This window comes from Luteococcus struthionis, assembly GCF_048595755.1.
In the GTDB taxonomy this organism is placed as follows: domain Bacteria; phylum Actinomycetota; class Actinomycetes; order Propionibacteriales; family Propionibacteriaceae; genus Luteococcus.
The window spans coordinates 792,576-809,193 of record NZ_CP184360.1; the positions used below are offsets into that span (position 1 = coordinate 792,576).

A 16,618-nucleotide genomic window follows, 5' to 3' on the forward strand; every position below is an offset into this window, starting at 1 on the left:
GACAAGCTCGGCCACCGTGGACAGGCCCCGAGCCCGTCGCGGGCCAGCCGCGCCCCGAACCCGTCGAGGGGCAAGCCGTTCCCCGAGCCTGTCGAGGGGCCGGGCCTCGACAAGCTCGGCCACCGTGGGCGAACTCGGCGTCCGGAAACGATTCCCTCGACACACCGTGAGGTATTTGACTCGTCTGGTACAGATTTGGGAATCTCTCTGCGGGCTGGTCCGGATTCGTGGCACCAGCGCCCCAACCTTCTGGTTGGAGACCGTTCTTCCTCAGCGGGGGCTGTGGGTGTGTACATCCTTCCGATCCCTGAGCAGGAAGCCCATGATCCCTCTACTGACCCTCCTTCTCCTGACCTGGTGCCTGGCCACGTGGGCGTGGCTGCATGACGGTGCCAAGGAGGTCTCGTCCACCATCGACGTCCTGCTGGGCGAGTCCCCGCGCCAGGCCGACGACGAGGGACAACGCCACGTCGCCTGAAGGCCCAGCCGAACTGCTCGAGTCCCCACCGACAAGTGGCCGTTATCAAAAGGTGAACTTTTTCTGGCCTACCCGCCTTCCCTGAAGCTTTGCTGAGGCGCTACTGTTGTTCCACCTCAATGCAGAGGTGCGGTGCTCTGAGGATCACCGCCTACCCCACAGGAGATGACATGACCCTGTTTGCCTTCCTTGCCATCGTGGCTGCGCTCTGGGCCATTGCCGCCGTTCTCTGGATCCTCGACGCCCCCAACCCCCGACAGACCGTCGACGTGCTGCTGGCCACCCAAGACCTGGGTGCATCGGATCCCGTCGCAGTGGCCCCCGCGCTTCGTGCCGCCTGACAACTGAACGCCTGACACCCGGACCAGCCGAAAGACACCAGAACGCGACTGCCCGCCTCCCCGGCGGGCAGTCGCGTTCTCACGGGTCCAAGTCAGTCAGCCCCAGGTCAGCACCGTCTCCACGGCCTGCGGGAAGGAGTCGGCGATCGCCGTCGGCTCCGCAAGACCCCGCGGCCATTCACGACCGCGACGCATCCAGATGCTCCTCAGCCCAGCCGCCTGGGCACCCTCGATGTCGGTGTCGTGCGCATCGCCGACCATCCACGCACCCTCCAGTGACATCCCGGCCTGCTCGGCGGCGATCTCGAAGATCCGCGGATCGGGCTTTCGCACGCCCACCACGTCGCTGACCACCCACCCGGCCACGTGGCGATCGAGCCCCAGGTTGGTGATCTTGAGGTCCTGCTGCGGCACCACGCCATTGGTCACGATGAAGGGGGTCCATCCGGCCTGCGCGGCCCGGCCCAGGGCCTCCACCACCACCGGCTCCACCCGCAGGTGGTCGAGCACCCCCTGGCGGAGCACCTTGACGATGTTCGCCGTCTCCTGTTCGTCGAGCCCGAGCACCTGCTGCAGGTCGATGGCCACCTCTGGCTTGGGGCGCAGCCCGTCCCCGTCGGCACGCACCATCTCGTCGAGCAGCGCCGGATCGGCACCCCGCTCGTCCAGGAAGTGGGCGGCCCAGGCACGGTAGGCGACCGCCCGGTCGACGAGGGTGTTGTCCAAATCGAGCATCAGCAATGGCATGGCCCAAGGCCATGCGAGCAGCCCTGGCGGCTCAGACCTGCAGGGCCAGCAGGCTCTGGGAGCCGATCCAGACTGCCAGCACCAGCAGCAGACAGGCGAAAGCCAGCTGCAACGTCCTCGGCCGGGCATCCCTCGTCAACCAGCCGCCCAGCACACTGCCGACGCTGGCCGCCACCGCGAAGGGCAGCACCACCTGCAGGTCCAGGTGCAGCCCGATGGTCACGCGCGAGGCGAGCGCGGTCACGCAGTTGATGCTGATCACCAGCAAGGAGGTGGCGATGGCCTGGGTGATCGGCACCCCCAGCACCAGGGTCAGCGCCGGCACCACCGCGAAACCGCCCCCCACGCCGAAGAATCCCGTCAGCAGCCCGACTCCGGTGGCGGTCAACAGCACGGCCCCGAAGGACCTGGCGGGGTACACCGTCGCACCGCCGCCCCGGCCTCGGCGCCACCTGCGCAGCATCAGCGAGGCAACCACCAGCAGCAGGATGCTGAACAGGCCCAGCAGGAGCCGTCCGTCGATGGTGGACGAGGCGGTACTGCCCACGATCGAACCGACGATGCCCAGGGCGCCGAAGATCGCCCCATCGCGCCAACGCACCCGGCCCGCTCGGGCATGGGGCAGCAACCCGATCAGCGACGAGATGCCCACGATCACCAACGAGCCCTCGGTGGCGGCGTGCGGGCTCTGGCCCAACAGGTAGACCAGCAGCGGGATCGTGATGATCGCTCCGCCACCGCCCAGACTGCCCATCACGGCGCCCACGAACAGCCCCAGGGGCAGGATCCACCACACCATGTCAGCAGGCCTCGACGCGGTGGGGAGGACGGTCAACAGGCGTGGGCATGCCCCCAGTCTGCCCCCGCCACGGGCTGGCCGCACCTCAGACGTGCCACCAGGCAGCAGTGGCACGACGGGCCGTGCCTCCCGGGCACGCCGCAGCGACGTCAGGCCAGGTTGAGGGCGATGACCCGGCCGGGCAGGCTCAGGACGCGCAGGGTGCCGAAGTTGGCGCCCGTGCCCGGCGGCAGGGGTTCGAAGAAACGTTCCGGGACGCTGTTGGAGGCGGTGCTGTTCACCACCGCACGTCGCGTGTTCACCTTGGTGCTGCCCTTGAAGGAGACCTGGTCACTGGGCACCTGCACCGCGCGGCGGGCCCAGGTGATGTCGCTCGCCTCGGCGGGGCGCACGTGCCCGGTGACCGCATCGATCCAGGTGCGCTCCTTGGTCTCGACGGCCACCACGCCCTCGCCGCTGGTGCCCAGCTGGCCGGCTGCCTCACCCTGCACGAACAGCGGCCGCGTGCTCCACATCCGTTCCCCAGTGCGTGGGTTGATCCGGCTCACCACCATCCGGCCCCGCTCAACCGTCCCGTCGCGACGCACGATGCCGGCCTGCCACTCGCAGACCAGCTCGACGTCACGCCTGGCATTGCACGACAGGTCGGCCCCGGGCAGACGCCACATGGTCTTGCCATTGGTCCGGTCGATCCCGATCGTGAGCCGACGCTGCGGCATCGGGTCGTTGATGGTGGCACGCGGAAGCATCACCGATCCGTAGATCACCTTGCCGTGTGAGCGGAAGACCCATCCTGCCTCGGGCGAGAGGCGTCCGAAGATGTCCCGCTCGGGCCGGCTCCACACGAGCTTGCCGCCCTTCTCCACCCCGATGGAGGCCTCACGGGTCTTCGGGTCCAGGAAGCGCACCAGCCCGTGGGCGCCCAGGTCCTGGTAGCTGTCCCCCACGTCGGGCATGGCGCGTTCGCTCCTGGTGCCGCGCCAGCCGAGCCGCACCTCCACCGGCTTGTTGCCCTTGAGAGCCTTCACGCACACCTGTTCGGAGTCGTCATCGCACAGTTCGGGGAAGGAGGTGAAGACATAGATGCCGGTGTCGGCGATGGCCTGGCCCTGCTTCTCCACGTCCAGCAGGCGCAGCCGCGCACGACCCCCGGGGCCGGTCAGCGGCTCCAGGATGGCGATGTAGCGATTCTTCACCGCCACCACGGACATCGCGTGGTTGGGCGGAACCAGGGAAGCCGTCACCTTGTGCGCCCAGTTCACCCGCCCGGTACCCAGGTCGAGGTTCTGCACCTCGAGGCCGCGCTTGGTGCTGGCCATCAGGATCGCTCGCCCGGCCACGTTCACCACGTCGCTGGCGGGCAGCGAGGTCTTCGACTCCCACAGCATCGGAACCTGCCGGGGCTGGCTCGCATCACGCCGGGTGGGCGCCGGAGTGGGGGTGGCCGACGTGGTCTGCGTCTGGCTGGTGGTGGGATCCTCGGGTACCGGAGTGCCGGGGGCGGAGCATCCGAGGAGCGCGAGCACGCCAAGACTGGCCGCCAGGCGGGCCCGTCGTGCGCTGCTCCTCGTCATGTCCACACACGGAGCCTACGCTGCCGTAGACCAGCACGACTTCACCCTTCTCAGCGCAAGGGCCGCGACTTCAGCAGGGACGCAGACTGCGGCCGTCTCGCCCAGTGGAACGATGCCCAGAGGGTGGCTCCCGGCGGCCGCAGCGGGGCGCGACCCGACCCCTCGGCCGCGAGACCGACGTCCCCGGCAGACGCCGGGCACCGTGGGAAGGGCCGTGGGTGCAAGGATGGGGGCCCCACCCCTGGAGGTTTCCATGGCCGAGCCCGTCATCACCGTCAGTGCCGTCGTCCTGCGTGATGACGACGGCCGGATCCTCACCGTGCGCAAGCGTGGCACGTCGCGCTTCATGCTGGTGGGCGGCAAGCCCGAGCCGGGTGAGACGCCCACGCAGACCGCGCTGCGCGAGACCACCGAGGAGGTCGGGCTCGCACTCGACCCGGACGAGCTGCGGGTGCTGGGCTCCTTCGAGGCCCCGGCGGCCAACGAACCCGGCCATCGGCTGGTCAGCCACGTGTTCACGCATCCGCTGCCTGCGTTGCCCCGGCCGGCGGCCGAGATCGAGGAAGTGCGATGGCTCGACCCGACCCAACCGCTGCCCGACGACCTGGCCCCGATGTTGGAGTTCCGAGTGCTCCCGGCGCTGCAGGGCTGAGCGCCGGCCCTGCCGCGAGCAAGGCTCGCCCACGACCACGAAGGCTCGGACCCCGTGGACTGGAGAGCAGTTCACGGGGTCCGAGCCTTGGTGTCAGCGATGGGCGTCAGCTCACCAGAGCTGGTCGCCGATGCGGTCCGGCTCGTCGTCGAGGTAGCCGTCCTCACCGTCGGGGCGCGCGGCCAGTGAGGTCGGCATGGGACGTCCGGAGTCGTCATTGCCGGGGTTGAGGGCCAGCCGGGCCACGATCACGTCGAGTGTCATGTCGGGCTCGGCGGGGCCGTCGGCCACCATCTTGCGCTGGGACTCGTCGATCCGACGGATCCAGACCTGGCGGGCGTCGTCGAGGACGGCATCAACATCGCCCTTGACGACGGTCTCGTCCGCGAGGAGGACGCCGCCGGGCGGTGTGGTGAACTGCATGTGATTCCTTTTCGTGGGGGCACGCTGCAGGGACAGGTGCCCCCGCACGTCACCTCGAGCCTAGCGGCCGCAGGTGAATGGACCCTTCCCGGCAGGTGGACGCCGGGACACGACGACGGGCCCGGGAGTGTCCCCGGGCCCGTCGGCCGTGTTCGTGGTGCGGTCAGGCCCCGACGAGCACCTTGCGTGCCGCCTCGGCGGCACCGGCGGCATCCTCGGCGGCCAGTGCAGCCTGAGCGGCCTGCTGGCACTGGTCGAGGGTCACCTTGGCCAGCTGGACACCGACCGCGGGGATGGCCGCCACGGCCATCGACAGCGAGGTGACGCCCATGCCCACCAGCACACAGGCCAGGTACGGAGCGGCTGCGGCCTCACCGCACACGCCCACCGGCTTGCCCGTCTTCTGGCCCGCGGCGGCGGTCATGGCGATCAGCTCGAGCACTGCCGGCTGCCAGGGGTTGGTGAGGTTGGCCAGCTTGGGGCTCATGCGGTCGGCGGCCATCGTGTATTGGGTGAGGTCATTGGTGCCGATGCTCATGAACTCCACGTACTGCAGGAACTTCTCGGCCTGCACCGCGACGGCGGGAACCTCCACCATGATGCCGGGCTTCAGCCCACGGGCACGGCACTGCTCGGCGAAGTCCTGCGCCTCCTGGACGGTGGCGATCATCGGCGCCATCACCCAGGTGGCCTTGCCATCGCTGGCTGCCTTGATGGCGTCCAGCTGATTGGTCAGGATGCTGGGCTGGCCAGCGGCGATGCGAATGCCGCGCACGCCCATCGCCGGGTTCTCCTCCTCGTCGAAGTTGGCGAACTTCAACGGCTTGTCGCTGCCGGCGTCCAGCGTGCGCACGACGACCTTCTTGCCCGGGAAGGCACCGATGACGTCGCGATAGATGCGGGCCTGCTCCTTCACCTCGGGCTCGTTCTCGGAGCTCAGGAAGCACAGCTCGGTGCGGAACAGGCCGATGCCCTGCGCCTGGCTGGCGGAGGCACGGGCGGCGCCCGCGCCGTCCTGCACATTGGCGAGCACGTCCACCGGGGTGCCATCGGCCAGCACGGCCGGGCCACGCCAGGTGCGAATCGCCTCGCGGCGCTCCTCGTCGGCCTTGACCAGGGCCTCGGCCTCGGTGGCGTCGACGCCGGTCTGGATGGTGCCTGCCTCGCCGTTGACCAGGAGCATCTCGCCGGCCTCCAGGCTGTGCAGGTTGTCGACGGCGACGATGCACGGGATGCCCAGCTGGCGGCTGATGATCGCCGTGTGGCTGGTGGGGCCGCCCAGCTCGGTCACCAGGCCGATCACCATGCTCGGATCGAGCCCGGCGGTGTCGGCGGGAGCCAGGTCGTCGGCCAGCAGGATCGAGGGCACCTCGGGCGTGGGAACACCCGGCTCGGGCTTGCCGAGCAGCTCGGCGATCACGCGGTCACGGATGTCCTTCAGGTCGGTGGTGCGTTCGGCCATCAGGCCGCCGACCTTCTCGAACATGACGACGAACTCGTCGGTGACGCGGGCGACGGCCAGGTGGGCCGGCACGCCGGTCTTCATCTTCTTGGCGATCGCCTTGTGCCAGCCCTTGTCACTGGCCATGGAGGCATTGGCCTCGAGCACATTGGCGGCCACGCCGGTGGCGTGGGAGGCGCGCTGCGAGAGGCGGCTGCTCACGGCGGCAGCAGCAGCCTGGAACTTGGCCAGCTCGGCCTCGCGGGCCTCTTCGGGGATGTTGGGGCTGTGTTCGGGAAGCTGGGGACGAGGTGCCGTCCAGATCGCGGGTGCGTAGGCGATGCCGGGGACGACCCCGGTTCCGCGGAGTTCGACTGCACTGGTCATGTGGAAACCCTTCGACGTACGTGCGCCCCGCGCCGGTCGCCCATACGGGGGCGATTCCTGCCGCGACGCAGGCTTTCGCACCACCATAGAGCACGATTCCGACAGATCGGTAGGCCGGGTTGAGGTGGACACCCCTTGCCCATTCCCACATCACAACGTAGGCTTCCCACAGAGACGGAAACAAACCAACATTGTTTTTTGTCTGATTGAGGCTTTTGGTGGGAGGCGATGCCGCCTCCACCGCAAGCCGCCCAAGGCGCCGCGGCAAGCGGCCAGCGCACCAAGGAGGGTGTCGATGTACGCCGAGGAGAGACGACGGCTGCTGGTGGAGATCGCCCGCTCCGATGGCCGAGTGCAGGTCAGCAGCGCCGCCGAACGCTTCGACGTGACGCCCGAGACGATCCGTCGAGACCTCGAGGTGCTCGATCGCAGCGGCGTGCTGCGTCGCGTCCACGGCGGGGCCGTGCCCTCCGACTTCCTCCCGCTGGGAGACCTCGCCCTGGTGGACCGCGAGCAGAGCGCCACGGACGAGAAGGACCGCATTGCCGTCGCGGCGCGGGCACTGCTGCCCCAGCAACCGCACGCCTCGGTCCTGATCGACGCCGGCACCACCACCAGTCGGCTGGCAGGCCTGGTGCCCGCCAACTCCACGCTGACCATCTTCACCAACTCGCTGCCCATCGCGGCCACGCTGAGCTCGCGCACCACGGCCGACGTGCAACTGCTCGGTGGCCAGGTCAAGGGCATCACCCAGGCCTGCGTCGGCGGCAACACCGTCGCCTGGCTCTCGCGCCTGCGCGTCGACGTGGCCTTCATCGGCGCCAACGGCATCACCCCCGAGCACGGCCTCTCCACCCCGGACTGCGCCGAGGCAGTGGTGAAGGAGCAGATGGTGCGCAGCGCTCGCCGCGTCGTGCTACTGGCCGACAGCCGCAAGCTGGGCGCCGAGACCGCCACCAGTTTTGCCCCACTCGACGCCGTGGACGTCTTCGTCACCGACGCCATCAGCCCCCACCAGCACCAGGTGTGCACCCAACGAGGAATCGAGGTCGTCGTCGCATGATCGTCACTGTCACCATCAACCCCAGCGTGGATCGCACCGCCAGGACCACCGGCACCGTCACCCGTGGTGGCGTCAACCGTCTGGAGGCGACCACCAGCGAGCCCGGAGGCAAGGGAGTCAACGTCTCGCGCGCCATCCACCTGGCCGGGCGACCCACCGTCGCCGTGTTGCCCGCCGCCGACCGCGACCCGCTGCTGGAAGGCCTGCGTCGCATCGCAGTGCCCTACCGCAATGTGCCGATCGGCCAGCCGGTGCGCTCCAACCTGACCGTGGTGGAGGACGACGGCACCACCACCAAGTTCAACGAGCCCGGCGCCACCCTCGACGAGGAGAACCTGGTCGCGCTGCGCAATTCCATCACCGCCGCAGTCCGACAGGGCGCCCACTGGGTGGCGCTGTGTGGCTCCCTGCCCCCCGGGGTGCCGGCCAGGACCTACGGGCACCTGGTGGAGATGCTGCATGAACTGGACGTCCAGGTGGCCGTCGACACCTCCGACGCACCGCTGCAGGCGCTGGCCGCCGGCCTGCCCGGCGTCGCCCCAGACCTGGTCAAGCCCAATTCCGAGGAACTGGGACAGCTGGCCGGGATCGACGGATCCGACTTCGAGGAGCAGGCCTCCCAGGGCAACTGGGAGCCGGTGCTCTCCGCAGCCCGCAGCCTCACCGACCGCGGCATCGGGGCCGTGCTGGTCACCCTGGGCGGGGCCGGCGCCCTGTTGGTGACCGCCGACGGCGCCTGGCACGCCACCCCGCCCAGCATTACCGTCGCCTCCACCGTGGGCGCGGGCGACTCGTCGCTGGCCGGCTACCTGCTGGCCTGCGAGGAGGGCCTTGCCCCCGATGAACGACTGCGCCGCGCCGTCGCCTACGGGACGGCCGCCGCCGCACTGCCCGGATCGCAGATCCCCACCCCCGACCAGACCCGACCAGACCAGGTCACCGTCACCCAACTCGCCTGAACCACAGCTGACCGGAAGGTTGAACATGACCCAATCACTCATCGAACCAGGACTGGTGGCGCTCGACACCGACCTGGGCCAGACCAAGCACGAGGTGATCCGCGGACTGGCCGGCATCGTCGCCGCCACCGGACGCGCGGAGGCCGAGGGGCTGGCGGCCGACGCCCTGGAGCGCGAAGGCAAGTCGCCCACCGGCATGCCAGGCGGCTTCGCCATTCCGCACTGCCGTTCCGCGGCGGTCAACACCGCCTCGTTGGGCTTTGCCCGGCTCAACACCCCGGTGGACTTCGGAGCCAAGGACGGCGCCGCAGACCTCGTCTTCCTCATCGCTGCCAGTGAGCACGGTGGCGCAGACCACATGAAGCTGCTCACCAAGCTGGCCCGAGCCCTGGTCAAGAAGGACTTCCTGACCGCCCTGCGCGAGGCCCGCACCGCCGACGAGGTGGTCGAGCTGGTGCGCGGGGTCGTCGAGCCCGACGGCCCCGCGGCGGCCCAGCCCGTCGCAGCGGCCGCCACGACCACGACGGCCGAGGCACACACGACCACGACGGCCGAGCCTGTCGAGGCCCGGGATGCCGCCAAGCCGTCGATCATCGCCATCACCGCCTGCCCCACCGGCATCGCGCACACCTACATGGCCGCCGACTACCTGACCGGCGCCGGCGAGGAGATGGGCGTCGACATCATCACGGAGCCACAGGGCTCCACCGCGACCGACCCGGTCACCGCAGACCAGATCAAGGCCGCCACGGCCGTCATCTTCGCCACCGACGTCGGCGTGAAGGGCCGGGAGCGCTTCGCCGGCCTGCCGGTGGTCGAGTCGGGCGTCAAGCGCGCCATCAACGAGCCGAAGAAGATGATCGAGGAGGCCCTCGCGGCCGCCAAGAATCCGTCGGCCCCGCGCGTGAAGGGCGACGCCTCCGCGGCTGCCGCCACCGAGACCGGGGGCTCGAAGAGCCAGCTGGGCCTGGGCAAGCGGATCCAGCAGGCCCTGATGACCGGCGTCAGCTACATGGTGCCCTTCGTCGCGGCCGGCGGTCTGCTGATCGCGCTGGGCTTCCTGTTGGGCGGCTACGACGTCGACCCCGCGCTGGCCCTGAGCAATTCGCTGACCAACCTGCCCGAGGCGGGACCCCACGCCCTGGGTGGCAGTGCCCTGGCCACCTACCTCGGCGCCGTCCTGATGGCCTTGGGCAAGGCGGCCTTCGGCTTCCTGCTGCCCGCCCTGGCCGGCTACATCGCCTTCGCCATGGCCGATCGCCCCGGCATCGTCCCCGGCTTCGTCGCTGGTGCGATCGCGGGTGCCACCGGTGCCGGCTTCCTCGGCGCCCTGGTCGGTGGCCTGATCGCCGGTGCCGTCGCCGCCTGGATCGGTGGCTGGAAGGTGCCCCGCTGGCTGCGCGGCCTGATGCCCGTCGTGATCATCCCGCTGCTCGCCTCCTTCATCGCCGGTGGTTCGCTGCTGCTCTTCCTGGCCAAGCCGATCAGCGTGCTGATGCGGATGATGACCAATGGCCTCAACGGCATGACCGGGGCGTCGATCATCGGGCTGGGCGTCATCCTCGGCCTCATGATGTGCTTCGACCTGGGTGGACCGGTCAACAAGGCGGCCTACCTCTTCGCCACCGCTGGCCTGAGCGTCAGCAACCCGGCGTCGCTGAAGATCATGGCCGCCGTGATGGCCGCCGGCATGGTTCCCCCGCTGGCCCTGGCCATCGCCACGACGGTGCGTCCGAAGCTGTTCACGCGGGCCGAGAAGGAGAACGGCACCGCCTGCTGGCTGCTGGGAGCCTCCTTCATCAGTGAGGGTGCCATTCCCTTCGCCGCCGCCGACCCGCTGCGCATCATCCCCGCCACCATGGCCGGCGGTGCCGTCACCGGCGCGATGACCATGGCCCTGGGTGCTGCATCCAAGGCCCCGCACGGTGGAATCTTCGTCTTCTTCGCGATCGACAAGTTCTGGGCCTTCGCCCTGTCGATCCTCGTGGGAGCCCTCGTCGCGGCAGCCCTGGTGGTGCTGCTGAAGTCGCTGGGCAAGTCCCAGATCCAGACCCCGACTGCCGTCACCGCCTGACATCAGTCACAATTGATCCAGTCACCTTCGAAAGGACACACCATGGCAAGCAAGACCGTTACCGTCGGTTCGAGCGTCGGCCTGCACGCCCGCCCCGCCGCGATCATCGCCGAGGCCGCTGGCGAGTACGACGAGGACGTCACCCTCTCGGTTGACGGTGAGGAGGGCGTGGACGCCAGCTCCCCGCTGCTGATCATGACCCTCGGCGCCGAGAAGGGTGCCCAGGTCACCGTCGAGAGCGACGACGAGGCCGCCGTCGAGGCCATCGCCGCCCTCATCGAGAAGGACCTGGACGCCGAGTGACCATCACTTGATCGTCTGCCCCGCTGGGGCATGACAAGGGCCGGATGACAACCGTCATCCGGCCCTTTGTCATGTCTGCGTCATGTCTGCGTCCTGTCTGCCTCGAAAGTGGGACCCCCGGCCCTCCTGTGGGGGAACAGTGTGCAATTATTTCTACGGAAAATTCCGTACTTAAAGGGGAGTCCATGTCTGCACACGAAACCAAGCCCAGGCCACCGGCCGCCGAACTCCGATCACGGGATCGAAGGTGGTGGATCGCACTCGCCGTGGTCGTCCTCGGTTCCTTCGCCGTCCTGCTCTACATGGGCATGCGCATCGACCACTCGAAGCCGCCGGTGCCCACCAGTGTGGTGGCAGCGGACGGCACCGAGCTGATCAGCGAGGGAGAGATCATGGACGGCCAGCGCGTCTGGCAGTCCATCGGCGGCCAGCAGGTCGGTTCGGTCTGGGGCCACGGCGCCTATGTCGCGCCGGACTGGACCGCTGACTGGCTGCACCGCGAGTCCACCTTCCTGCTCGACCGCTACGCCCAGGCCGACGGCGGCAAGGACTTCGCCAGCCTCGACGAGGAGCGGCAGGCCGCCCTCGAGGCCCGCCTGAAGAAGGCGATGCGCACCAACACCTATGATTCCCGCACCGGAACCATCACGCTGGCCGACGGCCGCGACGCCGCCTACAAGGCCAATTCCGCCCACTATGCGCAGATCTTCACCAACGGCCACGAGCCCTACGCCATCGCCAAGGGGGCCGTGAAGGATCCCGAGGCGATGCAGAAGATGAATGCCTTCTTCTGGTGGTCCAGCTGGGCTGCCTCCACCGACCGCCCCGACGGCAGCGAGTCCTACACCGCCAACTGGCCCCACGAACCCCTGGTGGACAACGTGCCCACCACCACCAACATCCTGTGGAGCATCATCAGCTTCATCCTGCTGCTGGGCGGCATCGCGGGCATGGTCTGGTACCACAACATGCACGACGACGACGAGGTCACCGACGACCCGCCAGCCAATGACCCCCTGCTCGGCTACCGGTCCACGCCGTCACAACGGGCCACGCTGAAGTACTTCTTCGCCGTGGGTGGCCTGTTCGTACTCCAGATCGCCATGGGCATCCTGTCCGCCCACTACGGCGTGGAGGGAGGCGCGTTGTACGGCATCCCGATCGACCAGATCCTGCCCTACCCAGTGGTGCGCACCTGGCACACCCAGTTGGGGATCCTGTGGATCGCCACTGCCTGGCTGGCCACCGGCCTCTACGTGGCACCGGCCGTCGGCGGCCGCGAACCCCGCCTCCAGCGACTCGGCGTCAACGTCCTCTTCTGGGCACTGATCCTGGTGGTGCTGGGCTCCATGGCCGGCGAGTGGCTCTCGATCCGCGGTTCCCTGGGCTACGGCACCGAGCTGAGCTGGTGGCTTGGCACCACGGGCATGGAATACCTGGACCTGGCACGCGCCTGGCAGATCGGGCTCTTCATCGGCCTGTTCCTGTGGTTCTTCCTGATGGCCCGCGGCATGTGGCCGGCGGTGCGCCGCGCTCACGAGGCGGGCACCGTCTCCCCCACCAGCACCGCACCGCTGGCGGCCGGTTCCCAGCGCACCCTGGTGATCATGCTGCTGTTCAGCTGCCTTGCCATCGCCTCCTTCTTCGGCGCCGCCTTCGGCATGGGGCACGACACCCACCTGTCGATCACCGAGTACTGGCGCTGGTGGGTGGTGCACCTGTGGGTGGAGGGCTTCTTCGAGGTCTTCGCCACCGTCGTGATCGCCTTCCTGTTCAGCCGCTTGCGGCTGGTGCGTCCCGGCGTGGCGGCCACCGCGACCATCGCCTCGACCACCGTCTTCCTCTTCGGCGGCATCATCGGCACCGGCCACCACCTCTACTTCGCCGGTTCCGACGACGTCGTGATGGCCCTCAGCGCCGCCTTCAGCGCCCTGGAGGTGGTGCCGCTGGCACTGATCGGCTTCGAGGCCATCCGCAACCTGCGCATCCTCAAGGTGAGCGAATGGGTGGCTGGCTACAAGTGGGCCATCTACTTCTTCGTCTCGGTCTCCTTCTGGAACATGCTGGGCGCCGGGGTCTTCGGCTTCCTCATCAACCCGCCCATCTCGCTCTTCTACGTGCAGGGCCTGAACCTGACACCCCTGCACGCCCACACCGCCCTGTTCGGCGTCTACGGCATGCTGGGCATCGGCCTGATGCTGTTCTGCGTGCGCAGCCTGATGCCCGGCCGGGAATGGAACGAGCGCTGGATCAAGTGGGGCTTCTGGGGGATGAACGGCGGCCTGCTGATGATGAGCCTGCTCAGCCTGCTTCCGCTCGGCCTGGCCCAGGCCTGGGCGAGCGTCTCGACGGGCACCTGGTGGGCTCGCAGCGCCGACTTCCTCTACACCCCGGCCCTGACCGTGCTGCGGTGGATGCGCACCCCCGGTGACATCGTCTTCGCACTGGGCGCGCTGTCCATCGGACTGTTCATGGTCGGCCTGCTGACGGGCCACTCCTATGCCAACCACGAGCCCATCCACAGGGCTGGCGAACTGAGGCCGCAGGAGGAGGAGCAGGAGACTCCAGCCTGACCTCCCCAGGGGGGGCGGCGCCGACCCGCCGCCCCCCTCGTCGGCACCCCTCCGAAGGCTTTCGGAAGGCTGAACCACAGAGAAACGACCCCGCGTCGTAGTAACTGAGTTTGTCTCAGCGAAAGCTTGGTGAATTGACATGGGTCGGCCCTCGAAAAAGGCCTTGCCGCGGGATTGGATTGAGTCATCGAGTCACAGTTCAGACTCCACGAGTGATCCAGAGGAAGCCATGTCCAGCAGCACCAACCACCGTCTTCGTCGCCTCACCGCCCATGCGGTGACGATGGCCTTGGCGGCGGTGGGCGCGCTGGTGCTCCCCTTGGCCGCCCCTGAGCAGCTCCCCGCGGCCCAGGCCGCGGGAGCGACCCGCTCCTACCTGGTCAACGCCCGCACCCCCAAGCACACTGCGGCGGCGCAGAAGGCTGCCGTCAAGGCCGGCGGACAGGTGGTGCAGAGCTGGCCACAGATCGGCGTGCTGGTGGTGCGTTCCAATCGCGCCAACTACGCACGCAACCTGCAGCGCTCGGCCAAGGCCTCCATCCTGTCGGTCGGTGACGCCCGCAACGAAGCCGCCCGGGAGCGCGTGACCGTGAACCGTTCGATCGCCGTCACCAGCACCACCCGGCGCCTCAAGACCGCCTCGACCAACGTCGGCAAGGCCGATCCGATGCAGGGCCGGCAGACCCACCTGGGCGTGATCCGAACCACCCAGGCACAGCAAATCACCCCCGGTTCCCGCAGCGTCGTCGTGGGCGTGCTCGACACCGGGATCGACGATCGCCACCGCGACCTGGCCGCCAACTTCAGCCGTGGCGATTCCGTCGACTGCACCGTGGGTGGCCGTCCGCGCACGTCGGCCGGCGCCTGGCGCGGCAGCGACCCGCACGGCACCCACGTGGCCGGCACCATCGCCGCCGCCCGCAACGGCCATGGAGTCACCGGCGTGGCACCGGGTGTCCGCGTCGCCTCCGTGAAGGTCGTCAACGAGAACGGCGAGGCCTTCCCCGAATACCTGGTCTGCGGCTTCATGTGGTCCGGGCTCAAGCAACTGACCGTCACCAACACCTCGCTCAACATGTTCGACCTGTGGTGCGGGGAGCTCAACATTCAGGGCGCGGCCCTGACCGCGCTGCACCGTGCCATCAACTGGTCGGCCGGGCGTGGCGTCACCCACGTGTCCTCGGCCGGCAATGCCGGGATGGACGTCAGCTGGCAGCGCGCCGAACTGTGCCACGACCCGATCGCCGAGAGCGCCAAGGTGGTGCACGTCGCCTCGGTCACCAACAGGGGCCGTCTGTCCGACTTCTCCAGCTACGGCCGCACCATGGTCGACATCGCCGCTCCCGGCGAGCAGGTCTTCGCCACCTCCTCCGGCAACCGTTTCACCCATCGCACCGGCACCTCGCAGGCCGCACCCCAGGTGGCTGGCACCCTGGCCCTGATGAAGTCGCGCCGGCCGGCGGCCTCGTCGGCGACGCTGGTGCAGACCCTCAAGCGCACCACGCGGACCCTCCCGGTGCGGACGCTGGGCCCGGAGTGCCGGGGCACGGTGCGCAACAACAGCTGCACCGGCGCCGGTCAGCTCGACAGCCAGGCGGCGGTCAAGGCGATGCGCTGACCTTGCCAGCCCTGGCGACACACGTCGCCACGACTGGCGCCTTGGGCGTTTGACCGGCTAGAGTGGCTGGCCTTGCGGGTGTAGTTCAGTAGCAGAACACCCACCTTCCTGGTGGGAGAGCTTGGTGCAATTCCTGGCGCCCGCTCCAAGCACGAAGGGCCTCGACCAACTGGTCGGGGCCCTTCGTCGTTCCCGCGGCGCCGGGGCCTCGACAAGCTCGGCCGTCGGAGTTGGTCCCACCGCAATGGCAGCTTCGCCGATGGGAGCTTCGACGCTGGCCCCGACCCAGCATCCGCCTAGGCTGGCCGCGTGACCAGTGACCAGCCCCGCCCTCGGCATCCTCACCGTCGCCGCCTCCGCTGGCTGCTGCGCACCCTGCTGCTGGGACTCCTCGCGCTCGCCCTGGTGGCTGGCATGAGTTGGTACGAGGTCACCCACACCCGGGTGGAACGCGTCGAGCTGCAACACCAGAAGATCACCGGGCGCCCCCTGAAGGTCTTGCAGATCACCGATCTGCACAATGTCGCCATGCCCCAGCGCGATCAGATCGTCGAGCTGGCCCGGCAGCAGGAACCGGACTTGATCGCCATCACCGGTGACCTGGTGAACACCACGACCACCGACCTGAGCCGCATCGATGCCTGGCTGGGTCAGCTGATGACGCTCGGCCTGCCCGTCTACGCGGTCCCCGGCAACCACGACCACCACCGACGAGACGGGGTTGGCCCGGTATTGGAGATGCTGGAAGGCCACCGGATTCCCGTGCTCACCAACCGCCACGTCGCCTTCGACGGCGACTGGGGACGGGTCGACCTGGTGGGTACCGACGACTACTACGCGGAGCAGGGTGACCTGCCCCGTGCGATGCGGGGAACCCGCGAGGACGCCTTCCAACTGGTGCTGACCCATTCGCCCCAGATCTTCGACGACCTGGCCAACAGCAGTGCCGAGCTGGCGATCTGCGGCCACACCCATGGCGGCCAGGTGCGCATCCCCGGCGTGGGGGCCATCCACATCCCCGGCGCCGAAGGGCTCTTCCCCCGGTTGGACAAGGGACTCTTCCAGGCAGGTTCGGCCCAGCTCTACATCGATTCGGGCGTGGGGCAGACGGTTCCGTTGCGCCTGTTCACCCCGTCCCAGATCACCCTGCTGACCTTGGCCCCTTCCTGAGACTGCTAGGTTCCCT

The 16,618-nt window shown here is 68.8% G+C and carries 15 protein-coding genes and 1 tRNA gene; 11 read left to right on the forward strand and 5 right to left on the reverse strand.

Annotated elements, in window-relative coordinates; all coding sequences use genetic code 11:
• Window positions 1-322: 322 nt before the first annotated feature.
• Window positions 323-478: a hypothetical protein gene (locus tag ACOAMO_RS03680; protein ID WP_420176240.1), complete on the forward strand. Its 156-nt coding sequence runs from the start codon at window positions 323-325 to the stop codon at window positions 476-478.
• 170 nt (window positions 479-648) lie between these two features.
• A complete protein-coding gene (locus ACOAMO_RS03685; RefSeq protein ID WP_420176241.1) occupies window positions 649-819 on the forward strand; it encodes a hypothetical protein in 171 nt (56 codons plus the stop codon).
• 96 nt (window positions 820-915) lie between these two features.
• Here the strand turns inward: ACOAMO_RS03685 and ACOAMO_RS03690 are convergent, their stop codons facing one another.
• The 3 genes from ACOAMO_RS03690 to ACOAMO_RS03700 form a co-directional block, all read right to left on the reverse strand.
• A complete protein-coding gene (locus ACOAMO_RS03690; protein ID WP_420176242.1) occupies window positions 916-1,566 on the reverse strand; it encodes an HAD family hydrolase in 651 nt (216 codons plus the stop codon).
• A 31-nt stretch (window positions 1,567-1,597) separates the two neighbouring features.
• Window positions 1,598-2,365, reverse strand: coding sequence for a sulfite exporter TauE/SafE family protein (locus ACOAMO_RS03695; RefSeq protein ID WP_420176243.1), 768 nt, complete (start codon window positions 2,363-2,365; stop codon window positions 1,598-1,600).
• A 149-nt stretch (window positions 2,366-2,514) separates the two neighbouring features.
• On the reverse strand, window positions 2,515-3,945 hold the full coding sequence (locus ACOAMO_RS03700) for a hypothetical protein (protein WP_420176244.1): 1,431 nt from the start codon (window positions 3,943-3,945) through the stop codon (window positions 2,515-2,517).
• A gap of 247 nt (window positions 3,946-4,192) precedes the next feature.
• Here ACOAMO_RS03700 and ACOAMO_RS03705 point away from each other — a divergent pair, with 247 nt between their 5' ends.
• Window positions 4,193-4,591, forward strand: coding sequence for an NUDIX hydrolase (locus ACOAMO_RS03705; protein ID WP_420176245.1), 399 nt, complete (start codon window positions 4,193-4,195; stop codon window positions 4,589-4,591).
• A gap of 111 nt (window positions 4,592-4,702) precedes the next feature.
• Here ACOAMO_RS03705 and ACOAMO_RS03710 read toward each other — a convergent pair whose 3' ends face one another.
• Window positions 4,703-5,014 (reverse strand): hypothetical protein, encoded by a 312-nt coding sequence (locus tag ACOAMO_RS03710; protein WP_420176246.1) that lies wholly within the window; start codon window positions 5,012-5,014, stop codon window positions 4,703-4,705.
• 163 nt (window positions 5,015-5,177) lie between these two features.
• On the reverse strand, window positions 5,178-6,842 hold the full coding sequence (ptsP, locus tag ACOAMO_RS03715) for a phosphoenolpyruvate--protein phosphotransferase (RefSeq protein ID WP_420176247.1): 1,665 nt from the start codon (window positions 6,840-6,842) through the stop codon (window positions 5,178-5,180).
• Between the two features lie 295 nt (window positions 6,843-7,137).
• Between ptsP and ACOAMO_RS03720 the strand changes: the two genes are divergently transcribed.
• The 8 genes from ACOAMO_RS03720 to ACOAMO_RS03755 all read left to right on the forward strand — a co-directional run bounded on the left by ACOAMO_RS03720 (window position 7,138) and on the right by ACOAMO_RS03755 (window position 16,602).
• Window positions 7,138-7,905, forward strand: a complete 768-nt coding sequence (locus tag ACOAMO_RS03720) for a DeoR/GlpR family DNA-binding transcription regulator (protein WP_420176248.1) — start codon at window positions 7,138-7,140, stop codon at window positions 7,903-7,905.
• Window positions 7,902-8,864 carry a 1-phosphofructokinase family hexose kinase gene (locus ACOAMO_RS03725; RefSeq protein ID WP_420176249.1) on the forward strand — a complete coding sequence of 321 codons (963 nt, stop codon included), beginning with the start codon at window positions 7,902-7,904 and terminating at the stop codon, window positions 8,862-8,864. The genes ACOAMO_RS03720 and ACOAMO_RS03725 overlap by 4 nt, the downstream gene beginning before the upstream one ends.
• Window positions 8,865-8,889: 25 nt before the next feature.
• A complete protein-coding gene (locus tag ACOAMO_RS03730; RefSeq protein ID WP_420176250.1) occupies window positions 8,890-10,938 on the forward strand; it encodes a PTS fructose transporter subunit IIABC in 2,049 nt (682 codons plus the stop codon).
• 42 nt (window positions 10,939-10,980) lie between these two features.
• Entirely contained in the window at window positions 10,981-11,241 is a 261-nt protein-coding gene (locus ACOAMO_RS03735) for an HPr family phosphocarrier protein (protein WP_420176251.1), read from the forward strand.
• Between the two features lie 185 nt (window positions 11,242-11,426).
• A complete protein-coding gene (locus tag ACOAMO_RS03740; RefSeq protein WP_420176252.1) occupies window positions 11,427-13,814 on the forward strand; it encodes a nitric-oxide reductase large subunit in 2,388 nt (795 codons plus the stop codon).
• A gap of 229 nt (window positions 13,815-14,043) precedes the next feature.
• The gene (locus ACOAMO_RS03745) at window positions 14,044-15,432 is read left to right on the forward strand and encodes a S8 family serine peptidase (RefSeq protein WP_420176253.1); all 1,389 of its coding nucleotides are present in this window, start codon (window positions 14,044-14,046) and stop codon (window positions 15,430-15,432) included.
• A gap of 74 nt (window positions 15,433-15,506) precedes the next feature.
• Window positions 15,507-15,580: transfer RNA gene (locus tag ACOAMO_RS03750), tRNA-Gly, on the forward strand.
• Window positions 15,581-15,741: 161 nt separating this feature from the next.
• On the forward strand, window positions 15,742-16,602 hold the full coding sequence (locus ACOAMO_RS03755) for a metallophosphoesterase (RefSeq protein WP_420176254.1): 861 nt from the start codon (window positions 15,742-15,744) through the stop codon (window positions 16,600-16,602).
• Window positions 16,603-16,618 lie beyond the last annotated feature (16 nt).

Bases quoted from the DNA above. Each gene is read 5' to 3' on its own strand.
- ACOAMO_RS03735 (WP_420176251.1), top strand. From the start codon at position 10,981: ATGGCAAGCAAGACCGTTACCGTCGGTTCGAGCGTCGGCCTGCACGCC.
- ACOAMO_RS03705 (WP_420176245.1), top strand. From the start codon at position 4,193: ATGGCCGAGCCCGTCATCACCGTCAGTGCCGTCGTCCTGCGTGATGAC.
- ACOAMO_RS03685 (WP_420176241.1), top strand. From the start codon at position 649: ATGACCCTGTTTGCCTTCCTTGCCATCGTGGCTGCGCTCTGGGCCATT.
- ACOAMO_RS03695 (WP_420176243.1), bottom strand. From the start codon at position 2,365: ATGGTGTGGTGGATCCTGCCCCTGGGGCTGTTCGTGGGCGCCGTGATG.
- ACOAMO_RS03745 (WP_420176253.1), top strand. From the start codon at position 14,044: ATGTCCAGCAGCACCAACCACCGTCTTCGTCGCCTCACCGCCCATGCG.
- ptsP (WP_420176247.1), bottom strand. From the start codon at position 6,842: ATGACCAGTGCAGTCGAACTCCGCGGAACCGGGGTCGTCCCCGGCATC.
- ACOAMO_RS03720 (WP_420176248.1), top strand. From the start codon at position 7,138: ATGTACGCCGAGGAGAGACGACGGCTGCTGGTGGAGATCGCCCGCTCC.
- ACOAMO_RS03725 (WP_420176249.1), top strand. From the start codon at position 7,902: ATGATCGTCACTGTCACCATCAACCCCAGCGTGGATCGCACCGCCAGG.
- ACOAMO_RS03680 (WP_420176240.1), top strand. From the start codon at position 323: ATGATCCCTCTACTGACCCTCCTTCTCCTGACCTGGTGCCTGGCCACG.
- ACOAMO_RS03690 (WP_420176242.1), bottom strand. From the start codon at position 1,566: ATGCCATTGCTGATGCTCGATTTGGACAACACCCTCGTCGACCGGGCG.
- ACOAMO_RS03740 (WP_420176252.1), top strand. From the start codon at position 11,427: ATGTCTGCACACGAAACCAAGCCCAGGCCACCGGCCGCCGAACTCCGA.
- ACOAMO_RS03710 (WP_420176246.1), bottom strand. From the start codon at position 5,014: ATGCAGTTCACCACACCGCCCGGCGGCGTCCTCCTCGCGGACGAGACC.
- ACOAMO_RS03730 (WP_420176250.1), top strand. From the start codon at position 8,890: ATGACCCAATCACTCATCGAACCAGGACTGGTGGCGCTCGACACCGAC.